Raw genomic sequence first — 22,127 nt, 5'->3', positions numbered from 1 at the left:
AGGAAGGGTCATCGCACCACCCAGGAGAGCGAGGTGAGCAGCAGCACGATCGCCACGGTCCCGGTGAGCACGTAGGTCTGGGTGTGACCGTTGACGCTCAGCTTGAGGCCTTCGGCACTGGCCAACGACAGGCTGCCCACCCGGTTCACCAGAGCGTTGACCACATCGCGGTCGAAGCGGGCGGCGGCACGCGAGAGCCCCGCCACCAGCGCCACGATCGTGAGCCGGTAGATCCGATCGGTGTAGAAGTCGTAGGCGAGCAGATCCTGCAGCAGGCGCAGCGGCCGCAGGATCGTGACCGACCAGCCCTTGCGCAGCGGCAGCAGGCAGCCGGCCACCAGGGCGCCGGCACTGGTAAGCAGCAGCGAGAGCGCCACCGGCAGCGAGAACGAGGCCAGGCCGGGCACCGGGTCGATCACCACCATGATCAGCGGTGTGACCAGCACCAGCACGGTGAGGCTCACCATCGGCAGGGCCATCTGCCAGTTCACCTCAGGGGTGCGGCGAGTCTTGGGCTGGGCCGCGCCGAGGAACACCAGCCGGAACACCCGCGTGAGGTTGAGCACGGTGAGCGCGTTGGCGAGCAGCACGATCGCCGCCAGCCAGGGAGCGCTGCGCAGCATCGCCTGCACATCCAGACCCAGCGCCCAGAAGCAGCCGAGGGGAACCAGGCCGGTGGTACCTGCCGCCCCCACCAGGAACGCGCAGGTGGTGGCGGGCATGCGCCGACCCAGACCGCCCAGTTCGCTGAGGTCCTGGCAGTTGGTGGTGGCGATCACACAACCGATGCTCATGAACAGCAGTGCCTTGCCGACGGCATGGGCGAACAGCAACAGCAGGGCAATACCTGGCTGCTGCATGGCGATGGCAATGAACACCAACCCCATCGAGGCGCTGGTGGAATAGGAGAGCGTTCGCTTGATATCCACCTGAGCGATGGCCACGAGCGAACCGCCGATGGCGGTGACCGAGCCGAGCACCACCAACGCCGCCAGGCTCAGGGGCGAAAGCTGCAGGATCGGCATCAGGCGCAGCAGCACGAGCGCGCCGCAGGTGACTACCACCGAGTTGCGCAGGATCGAAGCTGGATTCGGCCCCTCCATCGCCTCATCGAGCCAGAGGTGCATCGGAAAGAGGGCGCACTTGCCCAGTGGCCCGGAGATCAGCGCCAGGCCGAGCAGATTGCCCGCCAGCGGGCTGATCTGTGCCCCTGCCGCCCAGCTGTAAAGGTCGTCGAAGCGCATCACCCCCGCCCACGCCGACAACGCCACCACCCCCATCAGCAGCAGCACGTCGCCCACCCGTTTGGTGAGGAAGGCATCGCGTGCGGCCGTCACCACCAGCGGCTGGGCATACCAGAAGCCCACCAGCAGGTAGGTGGAGAGGGTGAGCATCTCCAGCAGGAAGTAGGTGAGAAACAGCGAACTGCTGAGCACCACCCCCGCCATCGCCCCCTCGAAAAATCCCACCAGGGCGTAGAAGCGCGCCAGCGACCACTCCTTGTCGAGGTAACCGAGCGCGAAGAACTGGGCCAGCAGGCTCAGCCCTGTCACCAGCTCCAGGCTGGCCAGGCTGGTGAGCGAGAGATCGAAGCTGAGCGAGAGGGTGAGGTCGGCGGCCTGAAACCAGGGCACCGTGATCGCGAAGGGGCCTTCACGCAGCACGACGGCCAGCACGGCGCTGCCATGCAGGAAGGCCACCAGCGAAACGAGAATGTTCAGGTACGCGGCCGGCCTGGGGCCATCGCGGCGAATCCAGCCGCAGGCCCACGGCAGCGACAGCACGACGCCGACGAAGCCATACAGAGGAATCAGCCAGGCCAGCTGAATGATCAGGTGCGGAGCGGCGACCGTGAGCAAGGTGGCGCGACGGGTGGGTTGGGACGTGGACCGTTCAGCAGTCTTGTTGTGCCAAGCCCGCCTGGGGGCCGAACACTCAGAAAGTGGCGCGTTGATTCACGAAAGCGCGCTGGTCGCCCAGCAACTGGTGGAGCCAGTCGTGCAGTTGCTCACCATGCAGGCGTTCTTCCGTCCAGAGGCGGTGGAAGAAATGGCCGTTGGCGGTATCGCCGATCAAGGCGCAGAAACGGCTGGCTTCCCCGTAGTGATCAACCAGGCGCTGCTCGAGCTCGGCATTGCGCCGCAGCAGACCGACCAGGTCGCCGGCAACGCTCACGGGCGTGAGCTGCGAAGCGGCCGGAGCCACCCCAAGCAGGAGCATGTGCTCCACGAGGCGCTGGGCATGCTGCATCTCCTCGGCGGTGTCGAGCCTGAAGCGCTCTGCAGCTTCCTCATGGCCCCAGAGGCTCAGCAGTGACGCCTGGGTCATGTACTGCTGAACCGCGGAGAGCTCCAGGCTGAGGGCCCGGCCGAGATAGCCGAGCACCCGGGGATGGGTACCGGCCTGCATGATCAGCTCCTGCGCAGGGCGCCGCTGAAGGTCAGCACGGGCTCCAGTTCGGAGTGGGGGCGGGCAATGATGTGGGCCGCCACCAGGCCATCGCCCACCCGTTCGCAGGCATCGGCACCGGCGCGCACGGCAGCGTTCACAGCGCCGGTTTCACCACGCACCATCACGGTCACGTAGCCGCCGCCCACGAATTCGCGGGAGATCAGGGTGACTTCAGCTGCTTTGGTCATGGCGTCAGCGGCTTCGATCGCCGGCACCAGGCCGCGGGTTTCAATCATGCCGAGGGCGATGCCGGTCGGTGTGGAGGCCATGGCTGTGCTCTCAGTAGGGGATGGGGTGGGGGGGGTGCCGCTGCCGCCGCGGGAGGAGCCGCGGCTGGCAGAGGAGGGGGTGGCGGCGCGGGAGGGGGTCGCTCGCCGGGGGGTGGGTGTGGACGGCGCCCTGCGGCGGCTGGTGGAGCGGACCGGCGCCGAACGGGCCGGGCTGCTGGTGGCGATCGCCTTCGCCGGGACGGTGATCGGCGGGGACGCTTCTCCAGCCGACACGGAGGAAACAGCCGACGGCGAAGCCGCGGCAGCCACCGTTGGAGCAGCGCTGCTGGACGCAGGGGTGCTGCTGGCGGCTGGGGCCGCTGCCTGGGGTGTGGGTGCGGGGGCTGCAGTGGCCGCTGAAGCCGATGGCGCGGCCGCCGCAGGGGTGACGGCAGGCAAGGCCTTGGCCGGATCCGCTGACGCCGTTGTCGTGGAGGGAGGGGTCACGGCAGCGGCGGGCGATGTGCGGCGGGACGAGGGCTGGCGGGAGGAGGGGGTGGCCATGGGGCAGCAGGAACGGACGGTATGGAAGTTGGAGCGGGAAGGGTCAACCGTCCGGGTCCCACAGGTCGATGATCCCGCCGATGGTCAGATCGGTCTGGATGTCGGGATTACCGGTGGCGAAGCGGGCTGCAGAGCCGCTGGCGGTGAACACCCAGTTGCCGGGCAGGGCGCCGATGGGATCGACCGCCACGCTGAGCTTGCCCTTGGTGTTGCGCAGCACCCGCAGGTGGCAGTGACGCAGACCTTCGATCCGCTGGGTGCAGACAAGCGATCCGGTGACCTGCATGATCTCCATCAGGCAGATCTCCGTTCGGCCGATCCAGATTCAGGATCCCAGTGGTCAATGATGCCCACGATTGTGAGATCGCTGGGATACGACTTACTACCGGCTGCTTCCCGGGCAGCAGAGCTACCCACGCAGATCACCCAGTCACCGGGAATGCAGCCAACGGCATCGACCGCCACTTTCTGGGAACTGCCATCCAGCACCACCTGAAGATGCTTGTGCTCGAACTCAGCGATGCGATTGGTGGCCACCAGAGGCTTGAGCACTTTGCAGATCAACATCTCAGTGCCCTCCTCCCGTGCCGAAGCTGATCGAAGACCCTACGGCTTCGGCTGGGGCATGCTGATCACGGTCGCGCACGGTCAGCAGGGTTTGCAGCAATCCCTCCGCACACAGCTGGCTGTAGCGGCTGCGAATGGCCGCGTCTGTGCGGCGGCAATGCTGGATGGCCCGATCCCGAGCCCCCGGCACGCTGCCGTGATAATCAAAACGCACCACCACTGGCACCGGCAGTCCGCGTGACACATTCAGTCCCTTGAAGATCTTCACGCCCACATCCATGTCTGCAGAGCCTTCCTCCAGGGTGTCCATGTGAGCGAAGTAAGTGAGATTACGCAAATGAATCTCCTTGAAACCGATGCCAACACCGATGAAGCGTTCGGCATGGCCAGCGTCCACATAGGCTCCCTCGTGATAAGTGCGCACATAATCAATCTGGGAAAGATTGTGCTCCAGAAGCCGGGCCACCAGTGCCACCATGCCGTCGTCGGGTTCACCGGGAGCCGCTTGGCGCACCAGTGAGAGCAGCTTGTGGCGGGCAGCCTCAGGAGTCAGGGCCTGGGTGTCGTCGTAGGCCTGGCGGGCATCCAGCCAGCGCTCCAGATCCGTGGTCCCATCCTGAGCCGGAACGTGTACGCGGATGGCATCGGTGTCGGTGTCCATGCCGATCAGCAGCAGATCCACCGAAGCGCCGCAACAGAAGCTGTTCTCCACCGCCTGCTGGAAGTCACGGAGGCGGGCAAGGGCAGAAGCGGCGGCCAGCACATCATTGGAGCCGTGGGCGGCGCAGCCCTCGTGCAGCGGATCGCGGGAACTGAAGTGATACATCGCCACCTTGAGGTAGCGGGTGGGCTCGTGGGCGGGATTCGGCCGACCCTCGCGGTAACGCAGGTGCTCAGTCTTCACCCAGCGATCCACCGTGTTCTCCACATCCAGCAGGGCGCCGGCGTGGGGGCGGCGGCGCACGGAGCTGAACGGCAGGCGCAGCGCGTAGGTGATGGCGTGGGCCAGACGCCCATCGGCGCAGGGCGTCACATCGAGCAGATGGAAACCGGACGCGAGCAGGAAGGCATTGAAGGCCTCAGCCGCCGGGGTTCCATCCTGGGCTTCGAGTGGGTCTTCACGGAAGAAAGCCCCACTGACCTGTTCATAAGTTTCGAACACGCACCATGCGAACAGGGTGCGCATGTCGAGCTGCTGCACCCAGGCCGACTCCAGGATGGGCAGGGGCAGCTCAAAGCCCAGTTCGGCGGCAGCGTGCTGCTGGGCCTGGGCGATGAAATCGGGTTCGTGCTGAAGCGCCGAGAGCCGCTTGAGCACCGGCACGATGCGGTCGAAGGCCCCCTTCACCTGGGTGTCGTAGGCGTGCAGGCGTTCGTTGGCAGCGGAATCGGTGAGCGGGTGGAGAGCCCCCGCTGGCAGCGGACGACGGCCGCGCATGGGCCGGGTGGGACGGAACGGACCGCGGGCGCCCGCCTTGGCGCGGGCCAGAGACAGCGGATCGGCAGCCCGGAGGATGGGTTCGGGAGCGAGCGAGCGCAACTCCTGTGGAGCCGCCCGCATGAGTGAGTCGGGCGCGATCGCCTGGATACCGGTCTGGTCCTGACGGCGCCGCGGAGCCGTGGGAGCCAGAGGCCTCTCAACGGAGGGATAGCGGCGCGAAGAAGCCAACGTCAGCAGTCAAGCGAAGGGACGAAACGAAGCATCAACCGCGGGCACCACCGGAAACGGTGATCAGGGAGCCCTTGTCCGTGCCACCGCTGGAGCCGGTCACGCGGCTCACGGGCTGGGCAATCTCGTCGTTGCGCTTCGGCTGAACAGGAGCCATGGCCGACATCGGACCAGAGCGGGTGGGATTGCGGCGGCGGGCCGAGGCTCCCTCCGTGCCGGTGACACGCTTGCCCCGGTCCCAGTCATCGCCGGTGATGTGCAGGCCGGCAGAGATGCCTTCGCCGGTCACCCGTGAGAGCGGGCGTTCGCCTTCTGCCGGTTCAGCGAGCGGGGGAGCAGAAACCACCGCAGGGCCGGGGGCCAGGCGCCGGGCCATGGGGATGGTGGCAACCACGCTGGGGCTGGTGGGGCGGTCGAAGCGGAACTGTTCGGTGCCGGTGACTTTGTCACCGGCCAGATCAAAAGGGCCGGTGATCCTGGCGCTGGTTTCGTAGCGGGTTCCCGTTACGGCATGGCTTCGTTCCCGCTGCTGATGGGCGGCGCGGGCCGGCGACTGAACGCTGAACTGTTGCCAGGGCTGGGTGTCGAGCGGCTGAGGGAAATCCGCCTCATGGCCCTCGGCAGCACCGCAGGCCTCGTTGAACTGGTCGGCGCCCACGTACGGGGTGCCGGTGACTGGCTCACAGGCACCCTTGGAGGCGCCGGTCATGATGCCGCCGATGCCAGGTTGAAGGCCACTGAGGCGCGGTCCTGGGGTGCCCATGCCGACGGGGACTCTCTGGCGGATCGTGCGGACCGCTTCGGGTGCACACCAGCCGGAAGCCTGCTCAAGGCCGGCATAGGGAGTGCCGGTGACGGCCTTGCAGGTGCCGGGCTCATCGCCAGTGACCTTGGAGGAGCGGCCGGTGTTGGTGCCGGAGACGATCTGCTGCTTGCCGGTGAGGCTGAAGCCCACTTTGGCCGCTTCCGGCTCGGGGCGCGCGCCGCAGAAACCTTCGTACTGCTGGCTGCCGATGTATTCATCACCGGTGACCCGGCGGCAGGTGCCCGGCTCGTTGCCGGTGACCTTTTCGGAGCGGCCCACGAGAGTGCCGGTGATGCCCGTGCCCCTGAGGGTGTGCACCTGGCCCACCTTCGGCGGCGCCTGACCGGGGCTGGCGATCGAGTCGTTGCCGACGTACTGGGTGCCGGTGGTGCGTACCGAGGCGCCGTGCTCATCACCGGTGACCTTCTCGGAGCGACCCACCATCACACCGGAGACCGGGCGGCCACCGAGGGTCTGGCTGAGGCCCACCTTGCGGGGACTGGGGGAACCGGTGGTGCCGCAGTAAGCCGCCGCCTGGTTAGCGGAGATGTATTCGGTGCCGGTGATCAACTTGCAGGTACCGGGCTCATCGCCGGTGACCTTCTCAGAGCGGCCGACTTCGTTGCCGGTGACGCGGTTGCCATGGGTGGTAGCGGTGACGCGCACCTTGGCGGGCTGCAGGGGGGTGGGCTCGTTCTGGCAGAACAGGCGGAAGACGTCGGCGCCCATGTATTCGGTGCCGGTGACCGGCCGGCAGGTGCTGGCCTCGTTGCCGGTGGTCTTCTCGGAACGATTGGCCTGCGTGCCGGTGACCACCTGACCTCGGGTGGTTTCACTGGCGCCCACCTTCCAGGTGGCGTCCTGAGCGCCGACGGGCCGGTTGGCTCCACGACGGGGACCGCAGGGCCGCGAGGTGCCACCGCAAGGACCCACGGCGCCGGCGCCGTTCTTGCTCTTGAGGTCGCGAAGGCGCTGGGCGAGTTCGCGGCTGCTCATCTCGGGGTTGCCTTGCCGCACGACGGCGGCTGTGCCGTTGGAGCCATTGGTGGCGGCGGATTTTCCGTGCTTGGAGAGGGCTTCGCGGCGGGCCAGGCCCCGGGCACGGCTGGGGTTGTGCTGGGCCACCCGGCGGTTGCCGGAAAGGCGGCGATCGTCGCTGCGGCTAGCAGAGCTAGTGGAACCAAGACCGGCGGTGCGGCTGCTGCCGAGTGACCACTGGTCTGAAGCCGCAGGGCGTTCAGCCGCAGCAGCGGCGGCGTCTGTCTTGCCCTTGCACTTGCAATCGGCTGGCTTGGCGGCAGCAGAGGTGGAAGGCGCTTCCTTGCGGGTGCGATCGCGGCTGGTGTCGGCGCGCTTTCCCTTCTTGCTGAGGGCTTCGCGGCGGGCCAGCACCAGATCCCGGCTGGGGTTGGCGATGCGCGACGAAATCGAGCGCTGGCTGGATCCACTGGGAGCGGCGCCGAGCTGTTCAAAGCGAGGCGAGCGGCGCTCGGGAGCGGAGACAACGGCAGCAGGTTTGGGCGGGGCCGCTTCCACAGTGCGGGCTGGGCGAGCTTCGGCAGCACCACGCACCCGGTTGGGGCTGGAGGAATAACGCTTCTCAGCAGACTTTCCGGCGGTGGAAAGTGCCAATCGACGTGCCAGTGCCGCTTCGCGACTGGATTGAGTTGCCATATCCGCCCGGTAAGGAAAGTGCCAGTGAACGTTCTTTGCGCGCAGCGTCAGACCGATCGACCGTGCGATGAGGTACTGAACAGAACTGGGAGCGTTTGGAGTGAAAGGAAGGGGAAGAGGTCCCGCCGAAGCGGGACCCACACCGCTTCAGCGCGCTTCGAAAACCACGAAGCAGGAACCCTGGCTCTGGGTGTAGGCGTCGTAGCCCACCAGACGCACGTGGTGATCGGGGTAGGCACGATGGCAGGCCTCGAGCTCACTCACGATCACGCCCAGATCCTTCTCGCCGAAGAAGGGGAGCTTCCAGTACGACCAGTAGGTGGCCATGGAACGGCTGGGGTGGACATGCTCAACGAGCGGGCTCCAACCCTGGGCAATGATGTAAGCGATCTGGTCGTAGATCTCGTCCTGGGACATCGGCGGAAGAAAGCCGAAGGTCTCCAGGGTGGCGACTGTTTGATAGTCACCCACGGTGCTCTTGAAGGGCATGGGGGTCCTTGAAGTGGAGGGGAAGGTTCAGAGGAGCTCCGCAGTGGCGGTGAAACAGGTTCACCGCCAGAACGGACTGGGGAAAATCAGCCGACGTCGAGCTTGTCGACGGTGTCGAACTCGAATTTGATTTCCTTCCAGGTTTCGAGAGCGATGGCCAGCTCAGGGCTGTGCTTGGCGGCTTCCATGAGGATGTCGCGGCTCTCCTTCTCGATCTCGCGACCGGCGTTGCGGGCCTTGACGCAGGCCTCGAGGGCCACACGGTTGGCTGCGGCGCCAGCGGCGGAACCCCAGGGGTGGCCGTGGGTGCCACCACCGAACTGCAGCACGGAATCGTCGCCGAAGATCGCCACCAGTGCGGGCATGTGCCACACGTGGATACCGCCGGAGGCCACGGCGAAGACGCCGGGCATGGAGCCCCAGTCCTGGTCGAAGAAGTTGCCGCGGCTGCGATCTTCAGGAACGAAGGATTCACGCAGCTGGTCGATGAAGCCCAGGGTGGTCTGGCGATCACCTTCAAGCTTGCCGACCACAGTGCCGGTGTGCAGCTGGTCACCACCGGAGAGACGCAGGCACTTGGCCAGCACCCGGAAGTGGATGCCGTGCTTGGGATGGCGGTCGATCACCGCGTGCATGGCGCGGTGAATGTGCAGCAGCATGCCGTTCTTACGGCACCACTTCGACAGACCGGTGTTGGCAGTGAAGCCACCGGTGATGTAGTCGTGCATGATGATCGGCTGACCCAGTTCTTTGGCGAACTCGGCCCGCTCGTACATCTCTTCAGGAGTGGCGGCGGTGCAGTTGAGGTAGTGACCTTTGCGCTCGCCGGTTTCCTGTTCCGCCGATTTCACGGCTTCTGCCACGAACTCGAAACGGTTCTGCCAGCGCTGGAAGGGCTGGGAGTTGATGTTTTCGTCGTCCTTGGTGAAGTCAAGACCGCCGCGGAGGCACTCATAGACCACCCGGCCGTAGTTCTTGCCGGAAAGGCCGAGCTTGGGCTTGATGGTGCAACCGAGCAGAGGACGGCCGTACTTGTTCATCCGGTCGCGCTCGACGCAGATGCCGTTCGGCGGGCCGGGGCAGGTCTTGATGAAGGCCATCGGGAAGCGGATGTCTTCCAGACGCAGGTGGCGCAGGGCCTTGAAGCCGAACACGTTGCCCACCAGGGAGGTGAGCACGTTGGTGATCGAACCTTCCTCGAACAGATCGAGGGGATAGGCAATGAAGGCATAGAAGGATTCCTTGTCGCCAGGAACGTCTTCGATGCGGTAGCAACGGCCCTTGTAGAAGTCGAGATCGGTGAGGAGCTCGGACCACACGGTGGACCAGGTGCCGGTGGAAGATTCAGCGGCCACGGCGGCAGCCACTTCTTCTTTGGGAACGCCTTCCTGGCCGGTGACCTTGAAGCAGGCCAGCAGGTCGGTGTCGAGGGGAACGTAGTCGGGAGTCCAGTACGTATCTCTGTAGTCCTTGACCCCGGCGTCGTACTTCTTGCTCATGGGGGAAATCTCGTGGTGGGTCGGGTGGGAAGGGGAAAGCTGGGCAGCCCTCGATTCAGGGGCGGTTCAGCTCTCAGTCCTTGGAGCCCAGACCAAAGCTGCTGTTGAGCGCCGGTTCGACTTCACGGTGCGGGCGGGCAATGATGTGGGCTGCCACGAGGCCGTCGCCGACACGCTCGCAGGCGTCAGCGCCAGCGCGAACAGCAGCGTTGACAGCGCCGGTTTCACCGCGCACCAGCACGGTGACGTAGCCGCCGCCGACGAACTCACGACCGATCAGACGCACTTCTGCGGCTTTGGTCATCGCGTCGGCCGCTTCGATCGCGGGCACCAGGCCGCGGGTCTCGATCATGCCGAGGGCGATGCCCATGGTTTCATTCGCCATTGACGACTCCGGAACTGTGAGGAGGAGGTTCGCTAGGAACACTGCTCTTCGGGGTACCCCTGCGTCAAGCGATTTGGGTGGCCCTTCCCATCACCGTCCATGGTGAACCCGATAAGCGCTGCTCATGGGTTCCAGGTCGTTACGCCCTGTGAAGGAAACCGCTGATGTGGCCAGCTTTCCTCTCTCTTTGACGCCGGACGGATTAACCAGGAAGGGACCAACACCCGTGCCCATGGCCTCGACGCCAACCCTGCCGCCCTTGTTGCGTGAAAGCGGCCAGCGGGAGGTCTTTTGTGGTCTCACCTCGATCGTGTGGCTGCACCGCCGCATGCCGGATGCCTTCTTTCTGGTGGTGGGCTCCCGCACCTGCGCGCACCTTGTGCAGTCGGCGGCAGGGGTGATGATCTTTGCTGAACCCCGCTTCGGCACAGCGATCCTGGGGGAAAGGGATCTGGCTGGCCTGGCCGATGCCAATGAAGAGCTCGACCGGGTGGTGAACGACCTGCTGGAGCGCCGGCCCGAAATCCGCACCCTGTTCCTGGTGGGCTCCTGCCCGTCGGAAGTGATCAAGCTTGACCTGGCCAAGGCCGCAGAGCGGATCAACACTCGCATGCGCGGCCGTGTCCGGGTGGTGAACTACTCAGGCAGCGGCATCGAAACCACCTTCACTCAGGGCGAAGACGGTGCCCTTAGTGCGCTGGTTCCCTTGCTGCCCAGCAGCGATGAAAGCCAGCTTTTGCTGGTGGGAACCCTGGCCGATGGCGTCGAGGACCGCTTCCTCACCCTGTTCGAGCGCCTGGGGGTCGGGCCGGTGCGCAGCCTGCCGCCACGCCAGTCGACAGATCTCCCCGCCGTTGGGCCCGGCACCAAGCTGTTGCTCGCCCAGCCCTTTCTCAGCGACACCGTTCGGGCACTGGAGCGCCGCGGCGCCACCCGCCTCGCCAGCCCTTACCCCCTGGGAGTGGAGGGCAGCCGCGCCTGGATGGCCGCCGCCGCCGCCGCCTTCGGTGTCGACCCCGGCCTCGTGGCGGAGGTGCTCGATCCGCTGGTGGAGCGGGGCCGCCGGGCTCTGGCTCCACTGCGGCAGCAACTCGAAGGCAAGCGTCTCTTCCTGATGCCCGACTCCCAGCTGGAGATCCCGTTGGCCCGCTTCCTCAGCCGCGAATGCGGCATGGAGCTGGTGGAGGTGGGCACCCCCTATCTCGATCGCCCCCTGATGGCAGAAGAGCTGGCCCTGCTGCCGGAGGGCACGCAGCTCAGTGAAGGCCAGGACCTGGAGCGGCAGCTGGAGCGGGTGCGCGCCGCCCGTCCCGATCTTGTGGTCTGCGGGCTGGGGATCGCCAATCCGCTGGAAGCGGAGGGCATCGCCACGAAGTGGTCGATCGAGCTCGTCTTCAGCCCCATCCACGGCATCGACCAGGCCGCCGATCTCGCCGAATTGTTTGCCCGTCCGCTGCACCGCCGCCAACTCCTGAAATGGAACTGACCCTCTGGACCTACGAAGGCCCCCCTCATGTGGGCGCGATGCGGATCGCCGCCTCGATGGAAGGGCTGCACTACGTGCTGCATGCGCCCCAGGGCGACACCTACGCCGACCTTCTGTTCACGATGATCGAGCGGCGAGATCGCCGTCCCCCCGTCACGTACACCACCTTCCAGGCCCGCGACCTCGGCGGTGACACAGCTGAACTGGTCAAGCGTTCGATCCAGCAGGCGGTGGATCGCTTCCAGCCCGAAGCCCTGCTGGTGGGCGAGAGCTGCACGGCGGAACTGATCCAGGACCAGCCGGGTGCGCTTGCCGGTGGGATGAATCTCGGCGTGCCTGTGGTGAACCTGGAACTGCCCGCCTATTCAAAGAAAGAGAACTGGGGGGCAGCCGAAACCCTCTATCAGCTCTGCCGCAGCCTGCTGCGCGAGCAGGTGCCGGCGCCCGGAACTCCGCGGCCCTCACCCGATCGCTGGCGGTCCGAAGGCCGTCGGCCGCGGGTGAATCTGCTCGGACCGAGCCTGCTCGGGTTCCGCTGCCGCGACGACATCAAGGAGATCCGCGGCCTGCTGAGCGAACACGGCATCGATGTGAACGTCGTGGCACCGATGGGCGCCAGGCCTGCCGATCTGTTGCGCTTGCCGGAAGCTGACGCCAATGTCTGCCTGTATCCGGAAGTGGCCGGGCCACTCTGCAGCTGGCTGGAGCGTCAGTTCGGCACGCCGGTGGTGCGCACCGTGCCCATCGGTGTGGGAGCCACGCGGCGGTTTCTTGACGAACTGAGCACCGTGCTCGATCTGGAAGCGCCCGAAGCCAACGAGGCCGACCTGCGCTCCAGGATGCCGTGGTACTCGCGCTCGGTGGATTCCACTTACCTCACCGGCAAGCGGGTGTTCATCTTTGCCGATGCCACCCACGCGATCGCCGCTGCGCGCATCGCCGCCGATGAGCTCGGCTTCACGGTGGTGGGGCTGGGCACCTACAGCCGCGAGCTGGCCCGCGAGGTGCGGGCCGCAGCCAAGGACCTGGGGCTGGAAGCCCTGATCACCGATGACTACCTCGCCGTGGAGAAGGCGATGGGAGAGGCCGCACCGGAGCTGGTGCTGGGCACCCAGATGGAACGCCACAGCGCCAAACGGCTGGGCATTCCCTGTGCGGTGATCAGTGCTCCGCTGCACGTGCAGGACGTGCCGGCCCGTTACGCCCCGCAGATGGGCTGGGAAGGGGCGAACGTGATCTTTGATTCCTGGGTACACCCGCTGATGATGGGCCTGGAGGAACACCTGATCGGCATGTTCCGCCACGACTTCGAATTCGTCGAAGGGCACCGCAGTCATCTGGCTGAGGGAGCGCCGCCCCGTCAGGCTGCGGCAGCCGAGCCTGTCCAGGCCGCGGTGGCCGGGACGTCCCTGGCAGCGGCGGCCAACGGCACCGGCAATGGCGCTGGAGCAGCGGGCGCCACGGCCACACTGGCACCTCCCTCAGTGTCCGAAGGCGTCGCGGTCTGGAGCGCCGACGGCGAAGCCGCCCTGCGCAAGATCCCCTTTTTCGTGCGTGGCAAGGTGAAAACCAACACCGAAACCTTCGCCCGTGAGCACGGGTTGGTGGCGATCACCGAAGAGGTCCTCTATGACGCCAAGGCGCATTACAGCAAGTGAGGGATTGAGCGCAGAGCAGCCGGGAGATGTTTCGGTTTGCACCATGCGCCAACACGCTTGGCCGTGCTGACCTTGCATGGAACCAAGCCATTGTTCGGCCCCGTTTCAAGGCAAGGATCGCGCTGATGACAGCCACGCTCACGACTCCCACCAATCGCGTTGAAGACGGCGAAGGCAGCCTGCAGGTGCACCAGGACGCCTCGATGAACATCGAGACCGGCGCCCTGGTGATTGCGGTATACGGCAAGGGGGGGATCGGGAAATCCACCACCTCCTCCAACCTCTCGGCCGCCTTTTCGAAGCTCGGCAAGCGGGTGCTGCAGATCGGCTGCGATCCCAAGCACGACAGCACCTTCACCCTCACCAAGAAGATGGTGCCCACGGTGATCGACATCCTCGAAACCGTGGACTTCCACAGTGAGGAGTTGCGGCCGGAGGATTTCGTCTTCGAGGGCTACAACGGCGTGATGTGCGTGGAGTCGGGTGGGCCGCCGGCTGGCACCGGCTGCGGGGGTTACGTCACCGGCCAGACGGTGAAACTGCTCAAGGAGCACCACCTGCTGGAAGACACCGATGTGGTGATCTTCGATGTACTGGGCGATGTGGTCTGCGGTGGGTTCGCCGCACCCCTTCAGCATGCCCATTACTGCCTGATCGTCACGGCGAACGACTTCGACTCGATCTTCGCCATGAACCGGATCATGCAGGCGATCAATGCCAAAGCCAAGAACTACAAGGTGCGGCTCGGTGGTGTGATTGCCAACCGCTCGGAGGAAACTGACCAGATCGATAAGTTCAACGAGCGCACGGGCCTGCGCACGATGGCCCACTTCAAAACCGTTGATGCCATCAGGAAATCACGCCTGAAGAAGTGCACCATCTTTGAGATGGAACCCAGCCCGGAAGTGGAGGCGGTGCAACAGGAGTACCTGAGCCTTGCTCAGAAGATGCTCAGCGATGTGGAACCGCTGGAGGCCGAATCCCTCAAGGATCGGGACATCTTCGATCTGCTCGGCTTCGACTGAGTACGGATCGCCGGCGGCACACCCCCCTGTCGCCGGCATGACACGTTCCCGCAGCGATGACTCCGGCGGTTCACACTTCGGCAGCCGCCCGTTCCACCAGGCGGCGGGCCACTGCCTGCACACCCGTGTGGGCATAGGTGTCGGTAAAGGCGTCCAGGAACACGGCGAACTGATCCAGTCGCCCCTGCCACGGTCCCAGCGTTGATTCCATCGCCCGCACGGCAGATTGGCCGGTGAGGGCGAGTTCAGCAGTGAATCCGCCGGCCCAGCCCAGCCACTGGTCCACGCCCCGGCGCAGAAAGCTGAGGTGGGCCTGATCGCCGCGCCCCGGAATCAGACCGGCCATCTGCCGGTAGGAGGGCAGCCGCTGCAGATCTTTCTGGCCAGCCGCCCCCAGCAGGCCGTCCAGGCGTTGCAGAGCCTGATCACCGAGCGGCAGCAGGGCATCGAAGCAGATCAAGGCAGCCATCCGCACCCTCGCTTCACCGGCATAGTCGGCCAGGGCAGCGCCGAAGGCGCCGAAGCTGTCGCCGGGCAGGCCATTGACCTGGGTGAAGGCCAGCAACTCCGCCGCCACCTTCAGGCTTAGATCCACCGCCTGCAGGGTGTCGCCAGGCGGCGTCAGATCTGCCAGTCGCTTGAGCAAGGGCAGACCAGCGCTCACGTTGGCGAGCAGCCGCACCCCACCGGCCGCGTGCTGGGAACGGTTCACGGCGTCGTAGAGGCTGAGCGCGCGGCCGTAGCCCTCGCCGCGGGCACGGCTCAGCAGATCGGCACGGGAACGGATGCGGGCGATCAGGGCAGGATCGTCGTCGCCGATCACCTCCTTGATCAGGTCCTCGGCGCTGCGGAGGTTGGTCCACCCCCCGGGCACCAGGGTGCTGATGCCCTGGAGCGCCAGCACGGTGAGGCCCCGGCGGGGCAGACGCTCAAGGCGCTCAAGCACGGTTGGGCGGGCCATCAGCGCACCAGAGCAAGGGATGGGACAGTGGCGGCAGGGCTTGACGAGGGGCCGAGCCGCCTGGGCCGCTCAGAAGCGAGGGCCTTGAGGTCAAAGCTCTCCAGAAGCTCATGGCGCTCATGCGCATCGAGACCGACGCCCTGGCCGATCACCTTCACCTGGAAGCGGCCACCCACCAGCACGGCGCTGGCCTGGCTGCCCTGCTCCACCAGGGGCCAGCCGGCCAGGGTGTCAGCAGCGGCGGCGAACTTCTCGCGGGCCTCGGGGGCGGTGGTGGTGTCGGAGATCGCCAACAGCGCCACCACTTCGCCACTTCGCTTCAGCCTGGCCTCGCTGAAGCCACGCTTCTCCTGGCTGAACACCAGCTCTTCGCCCGGCGAGGCCGCCGGGAACAGGCGGTTGAATGCCGTGCCGTTGACCACCTGCTGGGCGGGCACATCGCCCACCGTGCCGCCGGGGAGCCAGTCGGAGAAGGGGAGCAGCACCACAGCGCCCCCCACCAGAGCGGCAGCGAGGCCAAGGGCAAGGATCCAGCGCAGGAAGCGGGGCATCGACAGGCTGGGCGAAGAACAGAGAAGGGGAGAATCAGGGAAAGAAAGCGAAGAGGGGCTGGCCGGCGACGGCTCAGCTCAGGCCCACCAGTTGCAGGGAAAGGTCCCAGGTCTGGGCAGCGATGGCGGGATCGCTGGCTTTCTCCGAGAGCTCCTGCACGAACTGCTTGCCACCCTGCTTCTGCCGGTTGCCCCAGCTCCAGTGGGCACCGGACACGGCGAAGGCTGGATCGGCCACCACCTGTGCCACCCTGACGCCGGCCAGCTCCTGGCTGACATAGCCGCCGGTGATGTTTTTCTGAAACCAGGGGAATATCTTCTGAAAAAGGGGATAGCTGTTGCGGAACAGCGGCGTATCCGCCACACACCCCGGATAGAGCGAACTGAACACGATGCCGGTGCGTTCGTGCAAGCGCCGGTGCAGCTCCTGGGTGGTGATCATGTTGCAGAGCTTGCTGTCCTTGTAGGCCTTGCCCGGCTTGAACGGCTTGCCGCCGGCCATGGTGATCGGGGCCTTGAACCCTGCCTTGAAGCCGGAGAGATCGCCCAGATCTGCCGGCGCCGGAATCGGGATCTTGCCGCCCAGCTCCTTGGAGTTCGCCGTGACCGTGCCCAGGATCACCAGGCGACGCGACGGATGGGTGGAGCGCTGCAGATCCTCGAGCAACAGTTGAATCAGCAGGAAGTGGCCCAGATGGTTGGTGGCCATCGAGAGCTCGTAGCCCTGGGGCGAACGCAGCGGCTGCTTGAGCAGTGGCAGGTACACGGCCGCATTGCACACCAGTGCATCGAGCGGCCGCCCGGTGGCACGGAACGCCTGCACCAGCCCCCTCACGCTGTCGAGATCGCCGAGGTCCACCTGCAGGTGGGTGAGGCTGGCCTCCGGAAGGCCCAGAGCCGTGGCGGCCGCGCGGGCCTTGGCGGTGTCGCGGCAGGCCATCACCACTTGCCAGCCGCAGTCCACCAGTGCCTTGGCGGCATAAAGACCCACGCCCGACGACGCACCTGTGACCATCACCGTGCCGGGCTGGCCGGTGGTGACTGCGGTACCGGCCGTTGAAGAGGCGGAGGTCTGCTCTGTCGCCATGGGTTGAAGGGACGCGGTGCGCCTCAACCTAAGGAGGGAGCCTCAGGTCTCCGGGGCTTTACCGGCGAGATTCAACAGAAGGAAACGCGCAACGAGCGCCCCAGGGGAAGGGAGGAAGCAGGGTCAACCGCCTGCTGGAGCGGGCTTCGACGCCGGTGTGGACTGGGCGGCTGATGAATTCTTGAGCTGGGAATCTTCCCAGACGATCCGCAGCCGATTGGGAGCGATCCATTGATCCTGCTCACGAATCAAACGCTGTTCGCCGTCCTTGGAAAAGAGCTGATCGAAGCGTTGCTGAACTTTGCGGAGTTTATTTTTTTCGATATCGAGAATGGCGCTGATTTCGCCGTGGCTGTCAAGCCGCTGCTGGTAAGCCCCAGCCAGGTGCACCAGGCTCACAGAGGCGAGCAGGCCAAAGCCCAGCTTCACCGCCAGGCCGATCACGCTGCAGAGAAGCTCCTGGCGTTCACTCGAGGCCTGCCAGCCGTCGGGGTGCAGGTCTGCGGTGGTGCTGGAGGCGGCGGAGCTCAGGCGGGTGACAACCCCGGCTGGGGCGGCAGATCGTCCGTGGCCAATGCGAGGGAGATCTTTTCCCCCTGCAGGAGGCTTGGCACGGCTGGCCCGGCGCGGGCTGTCGGTGGGAGCCTGACGGGAGCGCAGGGCGGAAGCCAATGGGGGCGGCGCAGGGGTTGCCGTCTTGTAGCAGGCGGAACGCCCCCTGCCAAGGCCTGAAGCTTCAGGAGTTGTAGAGGCTGACGCTCAGACGGATGGCCAGCACGCCGGCGTGGGCCGCCACAACCAGCGCGATCAGAACTTCAACCTGGCTCAGAGAGGTGACCATGGCCGACGAAAACAAGCGTTTGACGCCACCATTGTTGGCTCAACCCTGCCATGGGCCCGACCCAACCGTTGGGCTGTCACAGCTCTTGATCTCCTCCGTTCCCTCCCTGCTGCCCATCTCCGCCGATCAGATTCGGGCCCTCGACACCTCACCCCTGATGGCCTGGAGTTCGCTCTCCGCCGCCCAGCTGATCGAGCAGGCGGGCAGCCTGCAGCTCAGCTTTGAGTGGCCCCGTCCCCAGGAAGATCCGCGCGAGCTGTCGGAAGTGCCGGAAGTGCGGCTCTGGAACCTGCGGGCCGACGCCCTGAATCCCTGGCTGCCGTTCGTGCTTGATCGCGGCAGCGGCCAGCTGTGCCGGCACGTGGCCATGCTGTTGCCCCACGGCTTCAGCCGCAACGAGGGGATTCGCTTCGCACCGGAAAGCCTGGAGCTCTGGATCACGCACCGGCTTTTTCTGCTCGACGACTGGAGCCGCCGGCACGACCTGCACTGCCGCCAGGGTCTGGGTCAGATGGCGGCAGTGCTCGGCTTTGATCTCGACCCAGCCTTCTGGGCCGCACTGCCGGAGCACTGAAGCCTCAGGCGAGCAGCAACTGCAAGCCGCGCCGTCCGCTATCCAGTGCCAGCGCCACCGTGATCGTGCGCAGCATCAGCACCAGGCGGGCCTCGCTCACCTTGTCCAGCCGCGCCGCCGACCAGCGGGCGGCCATGGCGGCTGAGCCCCCAAGCAACAGGGCCATCACCGCATCGGCACGCCCACCGGAGAGCAACTCCACCGAGGCGGCCGAGGCGGAGCAGAGCACTGCCAGGGTGCTGAGCCGGATGGCCGCATGCAACGGCATCCTCAGGCCCTTCACCATCAGCGGCACCATCATCAGCCCGCCGCCCACACCGAGCAGGCCCCCGGCAAAGCCAGCCAGCCCTCCCACCGCCACCAGCCCTGGCAGGGGAACGGGTGGCTCCTCTGCGCCGGCTGCCGCCCCCCGACGGGGTTCGATCGTGAGGGCCAGCACGGCGTACATCAGCGCCTGCAGGGCCAGCAGGTGCCAGCCCTGCAGCAGCCCGCCCAGGCGGCTGAACGCGACGCCGCTGACGGCCGCCGCCACGCCGATCGCCAGGCAGGGCCGAACGGCGAGGTGGCCCTGCCGCAGATGCGACCAGGTGCCACCCAAGGTGGTGGGCACGATCGCCACGGTGCTGGTGGCCAGGGCCTCATGCGGCGGCAGACCGGCCAGCAGCAGCATCGGAGCGTATACCAGCCCGCCACCGATGCCGAGCAGGCCCGACAGCAACCCGGCCACCACCCCCATCAGCAGCAGGGGCAGAAGTGCCAGCAGGTCGATCAGCATGGTGACGCCCTGACGCCCAGCCACTGGCCCCTGCATCTTCCCTGACGCCCACCCTGCCCACGCATTGGCGCTGGATCCCGCCCCTGACCAGCAGCGGTGATCGCCAGATGGCTATCGATGATCTGCTGCTCGACGGCCTGGTGCAGGGTTCTGGCCAGGGGGTGCTGCGTCTTTACCACTGGGACCGGCCGACCTTGTCCTTGGGGCACCACCAGCACCGGCTGGAACCCCACTGGCAGGCGCTTGTGGATGCCGGCCTCCTGTCCATGGTGCGACGCCCCAGCGGCGGGAGAGCCGTGCTGCATGACGGCTGCCTCACCTACGCGCTGCACTGGCCAGCGGCCAGCGGAAGCCGCGCCCAGACCTACTGCCGCGCCGTCCAGTGGTTGCGGCAGGCACTGGCGGGGTGGGGCCATCCCCTTCACCCCGGGCAGCAGGCCGCCAGCCGTCAGCGCAGCAGCTGTTTCGCCACGAGCACGGCGGCCGACCTGGTGGAGGCGACTGGGGCCAAGCGGGTGGGCAGCGCCCAGCTCTGGCGGCGTGGGCACCTGCTGCAGCACGGCACGCTGCTGCTGCGGCCCACAAGCACCCGCTGGCTGGAGGTGTTCGGGCAGGAGCCCCCGGCCGCGCTGGCCCCACTGCCGGTGGAGGGTGAGGCGCTGATCGAGGGCCTGCGGCAAGCCGCCCAGCAGGATCTGGGCGGCAGCTGGAGCAGCCGGCCGCTCAGCCGCAGGGAATGGGACGAGGTGGAGCAGCGCCGCGGCAACTTCGCCGTGCGCTGTGGCGGCAGCGGTCGGAAGGCGGCTGAGGCGAAGGGGGCGGAGGCGGCCGTGGTGGTGAGGGATGGGCCTCAGCGCGGCACGTCACCGCCGGCCGATTCCAACGCCATGCCGCGGGCCACCTGAGCGATGGCCATACCGAGCGGGTAAGTGCCCTGACGACGGGCCGCCTCAAGCAGCGCCGGAGGCAGGCGTACCCCCAGACGCTTGAGCACGACTTCAGAAAGCTCAGGCCGCTCGATCGTGCCAGTGGGCAGGCCGGAGACCCCCAGCACCAGCAAGCGATCGACGCCGGGCTCATCCAGTTGGACGGCGGCCTGCCAGAGGGGAGCGTCCTCCCGGATCGAGGGGAGCGTGGAGAGGGGCTGCTGGTGGTCGCCCACCCGTTCCTGATCCCAGCGCTGAACAGGCAACGACTGGAGGGGGTCGTCGTTGATCACGCCCTGCCAACGGCCCTGCTCACAGATCAGGACCCAATCGGCCGGTTGGATCGTTTCCTCCTTGCGGCGCAGCTGGCTGAGCTCCCGCAACGAGCAGCTGGACTCGAGCACCCGAAAACGACGCCGGGCTGCTTCACTCACCTTGAGATCGCGCAGGGCCTGCTGCAACGAGAGCAACTGCAGCTGATTGCGGGAGGCACCAAGACCAAACCAGCCCAGCACAATCAACCAGAACGCCCCGAAACCTCCCCCTCGCAGCACCAGCAGGGTGCCCATGCCCACCGCCATCAGGGAGAGGAAACGGCCGATCGCCGCCGCCACCTGAATGCCGCGCCGCTGGCTGCCGGTGAACTGCCACACCAGCGCCTTGACGATCAGGCCGCCGTCCAGCGGCAGCCCAGGCAGCAGATTGAACAGCGCCAGGATCAGGTTGAGCACCCCGAGCTGGGTGACCATCTCGCCCAGCAGGGGCGACAGATGGGCAGCCGGATGGGCCCCCGCCAGCAGCAGCCCCGCCAGGATCAGACTCACGAACGGTCCGGCAGCCGCCACCTGAAGGGCACCGATCGCGGTGCTGCATTCCCGCTCCACGGTGGCCACCCCACCGAGCAGGAAGAGTGTGATGCTGCGCACCTTGACGCCGTGAGCGATCGCCACCAGCGAATGCCCCAGCTCGTGGAGCAGCACCGATACGAACAGCAGCACAGCCGTTGCAGAGGCCAGCAGCCACAACGCCACTGGGGAGGCGCGCCCCACCAGGGAGACGGAATACTGCTGTTGGAAGCCTGCCGTGGCCAGACCCAGCACGATGAACCAGCTGGGATGGATCCGCAGCGGGATGCCGCGGATCTTGAACAACATCCAACCCTCGCCCACGCCGTTATCCAGTAGTGCCCCAGGGCTGACCCAAGGCCGTCGAAGCCCGATCCTAGAAACCTGGCGGATGGGCAGGCTGCGATGACCCCACTTCTCAAGATCTGCGGACTTCGCAGCCCGGACCAGGCGTACGCCGTGGCGGCGTTGGGGGTGGAGGCGATCGGTGTGATCGCGGTGCCTGGGTCACCACGGTGGCTGGAGCCCCAGCAGCGCGCTGCGGTGTTCAGCGCCGCACGCCAGGCCAATCCCGCCTGCCTGGGGGTGCTGGTGGTGGCCGATCCCGAGGACGCGATCCAGGAGCAGCTGGATCCCCTCATCGGCGGACATCAATTGCTGCAGCTGCACGGCAACGAGACACCCGAGCGCTGCCGGATGCTCAGCGAAACGCTTGAGTGCCAGGTGTGGAAGGCGCTGCGGATTCGCAGCCCGGGGGATCTGCAGCGGGCCGAGGACTACAGCGAGGTGGTGGCCGCCCTGCTGCTCGATGCCTGGGTGCCGGATCAACTGGGCGGCAGCGGCCGCCGCCTGCCGGTTGCCTGGCTGGAAGGGTTTGCCCCCGGCTGCCCCTGGTGGTTGGCGGGGGGGCTGAGTCCGGGCAACGTGGGTGAGGTGCTGGAGCAGCTTCAGCCCGACGGTCTTGATGCGTCCAGTGGGGTGGAAATCGCACCGGGGGACAAGGACCTGGCCCGGGTGGCAGCTCTGGTGGAGGCCGTGAAGGGAAGCGGAAACGCAGCAGGCGGGAGCTGATGCTGGCGGTTGGCC

The 22,127-nt window shown here is 66.6% G+C and carries 23 protein-coding genes; 6 read left to right on the top strand and 17 right to left on the bottom strand.

The genetic code is table 11. The annotated features are described in order from the left end of the window. Positions 1-8 precede the first annotated feature (8 nt). From KQ303_RS14415 to KQ303_RS14370, 10 genes are all read right to left on the bottom strand, one after another. Positions 9-1,859 carry an NAD(P)H-quinone oxidoreductase subunit F gene (locus KQ303_RS14415; RefSeq protein ID WP_259730804.1) on the bottom strand — a complete coding sequence of 617 codons (1,851 nt, stop codon included), beginning with the start codon at positions 1,857-1,859 and terminating at the stop codon, positions 9-11. Positions 1,860-1,935: 76 nt separating this feature from the next. Beyond that, the gene (locus KQ303_RS14410) at positions 1,936-2,409 is read right to left on the bottom strand and encodes a bacterioferritin (RefSeq protein ID WP_259730803.1); all 474 of its coding nucleotides are present in this window, start codon (positions 2,407-2,409) and stop codon (positions 1,936-1,938) included. 2 nt (positions 2,410-2,411) lie between these two features. Next, the gene (locus KQ303_RS14825) at positions 2,412-3,224 is read right to left on the bottom strand and encodes a BMC domain-containing protein (RefSeq protein ID WP_399220288.1); all 813 of its coding nucleotides are present in this window, start codon (positions 3,222-3,224) and stop codon (positions 2,412-2,414) included. A gap of 43 nt (positions 3,225-3,267) precedes the next feature. After that, positions 3,268-3,519 carry a carboxysome peptide B gene (locus KQ303_RS14400; RefSeq protein WP_094513240.1) on the bottom strand — a complete coding sequence of 84 codons (252 nt, stop codon included), beginning with the start codon at positions 3,517-3,519 and terminating at the stop codon, positions 3,268-3,270. Next, positions 3,519-3,791, bottom strand: a complete 273-nt coding sequence (locus KQ303_RS14395; protein WP_094513236.1) for a carboxysome peptide A — start codon at positions 3,789-3,791, stop codon at positions 3,519-3,521. The genes KQ303_RS14400 and KQ303_RS14395 overlap by 1 nt, the downstream gene beginning before the upstream one ends. Before the next feature lies 1 nt (position 3,792). Continuing rightward, a complete protein-coding gene (locus KQ303_RS14390; protein ID WP_399233946.1) occupies positions 3,793-5,229 on the bottom strand; it encodes a carboxysome shell carbonic anhydrase in 1,437 nt (478 codons plus the stop codon). Between the two features lie 265 nt (positions 5,230-5,494). After that, on the bottom strand, positions 5,495-7,939 hold the full coding sequence (locus KQ303_RS14385; protein ID WP_259730801.1) for a CsoS2 family carboxysome shell protein: 2,445 nt from the start codon (positions 7,937-7,939) through the stop codon (positions 5,495-5,497). A gap of 147 nt (positions 7,940-8,086) precedes the next feature. Then, the gene (locus KQ303_RS14380) at positions 8,087-8,428 is read right to left on the bottom strand and encodes a ribulose bisphosphate carboxylase small subunit (RefSeq protein ID WP_094513225.1); all 342 of its coding nucleotides are present in this window, start codon (positions 8,426-8,428) and stop codon (positions 8,087-8,089) included. 86 nt (positions 8,429-8,514) lie between these two features. Next, entirely contained in the window at positions 8,515-9,927 is a 1,413-nt protein-coding gene (locus KQ303_RS14375) for a form I ribulose bisphosphate carboxylase large subunit (protein WP_259730800.1), read from the bottom strand. A 73-nt stretch (positions 9,928-10,000) separates the two neighbouring features. Then, positions 10,001-10,312, bottom strand: a complete 312-nt coding sequence (locus tag KQ303_RS14370) for a BMC domain-containing protein (RefSeq protein WP_015107695.1) — start codon at positions 10,310-10,312, stop codon at positions 10,001-10,003. 232 nt (positions 10,313-10,544) lie between these two features. On the opposite strand from KQ303_RS14370, the gene KQ303_RS14365 reads away from it, so the two are divergent. The 3 genes from KQ303_RS14365 (at position 10,545) to bchL (ending at position 14,481) form a co-directional block, all read left to right on the top strand. After that, on the top strand, positions 10,545-11,798 hold the full coding sequence (locus KQ303_RS14365; protein WP_094513221.1) for a ferredoxin:protochlorophyllide reductase (ATP-dependent) subunit N: 1,254 nt from the start codon (positions 10,545-10,547) through the stop codon (positions 11,796-11,798). Further along, on the top strand, positions 11,789-13,456 hold the full coding sequence (locus KQ303_RS14360; RefSeq protein WP_259730799.1) for a ferredoxin:protochlorophyllide reductase (ATP-dependent) subunit B: 1,668 nt from the start codon (positions 11,789-11,791) through the stop codon (positions 13,454-13,456). Before KQ303_RS14365 ends, KQ303_RS14360 begins: the two co-directional genes overlap by 10 nt. A 125-nt stretch (positions 13,457-13,581) precedes the next feature. Beyond that, entirely contained in the window at positions 13,582-14,481 is a 900-nt protein-coding gene (bchL, locus tag KQ303_RS14355) for a ferredoxin:protochlorophyllide reductase (ATP-dependent) iron-sulfur ATP-binding protein (RefSeq protein ID WP_094513214.1), read from the top strand. A gap of 70 nt (positions 14,482-14,551) precedes the next feature. Here the strand turns inward: bchL and KQ303_RS14350 are convergent, their stop codons facing one another. From KQ303_RS14350 to psaM, 5 genes are all read right to left on the bottom strand, one after another. Beyond that, positions 14,552-15,442, bottom strand: coding sequence for a hypothetical protein (locus tag KQ303_RS14350; protein WP_259730798.1), 891 nt, complete (start codon positions 15,440-15,442; stop codon positions 14,552-14,554). Next, complete coding sequence (locus KQ303_RS14345) at positions 15,442-15,993, bottom strand: hypothetical protein (RefSeq protein WP_259730797.1); 552 nt, start codon at positions 15,991-15,993, stop codon at positions 15,442-15,444. Before KQ303_RS14345 ends, KQ303_RS14350 begins: the two co-directional genes overlap by 1 nt. Positions 15,994-16,066: 73 nt before the next feature. Further along, positions 16,067-17,080: a protochlorophyllide reductase gene (locus KQ303_RS14340; protein WP_399233907.1), complete on the bottom strand. Its 1,014-nt coding sequence runs from the start codon at positions 17,078-17,080 to the stop codon at positions 16,067-16,069. A gap of 123 nt (positions 17,081-17,203) precedes the next feature. Then, positions 17,204-17,524 (bottom strand): hypothetical protein, encoded by a 321-nt coding sequence (locus KQ303_RS14335; RefSeq protein WP_233133039.1) that lies wholly within the window; start codon positions 17,522-17,524, stop codon positions 17,204-17,206. A 292-nt stretch (positions 17,525-17,816) separates the two neighbouring features. After that, complete coding sequence (gene psaM, locus KQ303_RS14330) at positions 17,817-17,921, bottom strand: photosystem I reaction center subunit XII (RefSeq protein ID WP_094513206.1); 105 nt, start codon at positions 17,919-17,921, stop codon at positions 17,817-17,819. Between the two features lie 85 nt (positions 17,922-18,006). Here psaM and KQ303_RS14325 point away from each other — a divergent pair, with 85 nt between their 5' ends. After that, a complete protein-coding gene (locus KQ303_RS14325; RefSeq protein WP_399233904.1) occupies positions 18,007-18,495 on the top strand; it encodes a CRR6 family NdhI maturation factor in 489 nt (162 codons plus the stop codon). Positions 18,496-18,499: 4 nt separating this feature from the next. On the opposite strand, the gene KQ303_RS14320 is transcribed toward KQ303_RS14325, so the two are convergent. Beyond that, positions 18,500-19,270: a sulfite exporter TauE/SafE family protein gene (locus KQ303_RS14320; protein ID WP_259730796.1), complete on the bottom strand. Its 771-nt coding sequence runs from the start codon at positions 19,268-19,270 to the stop codon at positions 18,500-18,502. A gap of 107 nt (positions 19,271-19,377) precedes the next feature. On the opposite strand from KQ303_RS14320, the gene KQ303_RS14315 reads away from it, so the two are divergent. After that, the gene (locus KQ303_RS14315) at positions 19,378-20,175 is read left to right on the top strand and encodes a lipoyl protein ligase domain-containing protein (protein WP_259730795.1); all 798 of its coding nucleotides are present in this window, start codon (positions 19,378-19,380) and stop codon (positions 20,173-20,175) included. Here KQ303_RS14315 and KQ303_RS14310 read toward each other — a convergent pair. Further along, a complete protein-coding gene (locus KQ303_RS14310; protein WP_094513196.1) occupies positions 20,121-21,365 on the bottom strand; it encodes a site-2 protease family protein in 1,245 nt (414 codons plus the stop codon). The genes KQ303_RS14315 and KQ303_RS14310 overlap by 55 nt on opposite strands. 81 nt (positions 21,366-21,446) lie before the next feature. On the opposite strand from KQ303_RS14310, the gene KQ303_RS14305 reads away from it, so the two are divergent. After that, positions 21,447-22,112: a phosphoribosylanthranilate isomerase gene (locus KQ303_RS14305; protein ID WP_259730794.1), complete on the top strand. Its 666-nt coding sequence runs from the start codon at positions 21,447-21,449 to the stop codon at positions 22,110-22,112. The last annotated feature ends 15 nt before the right edge of the window (positions 22,113-22,127 follow it).

Origin of the sequence: Synechococcus sp. CS-1333, from assembly GCF_025128015.1 — a bacterium.
Lineage (GTDB): Bacteria > Cyanobacteriota > Cyanobacteriia > PCC-6307 > Cyanobiaceae > MW101C3.
The sequence above is the reverse complement of the archived record's forward strand: the minus strand, read 5'-3'. Positions and strand labels throughout refer to the sequence as shown.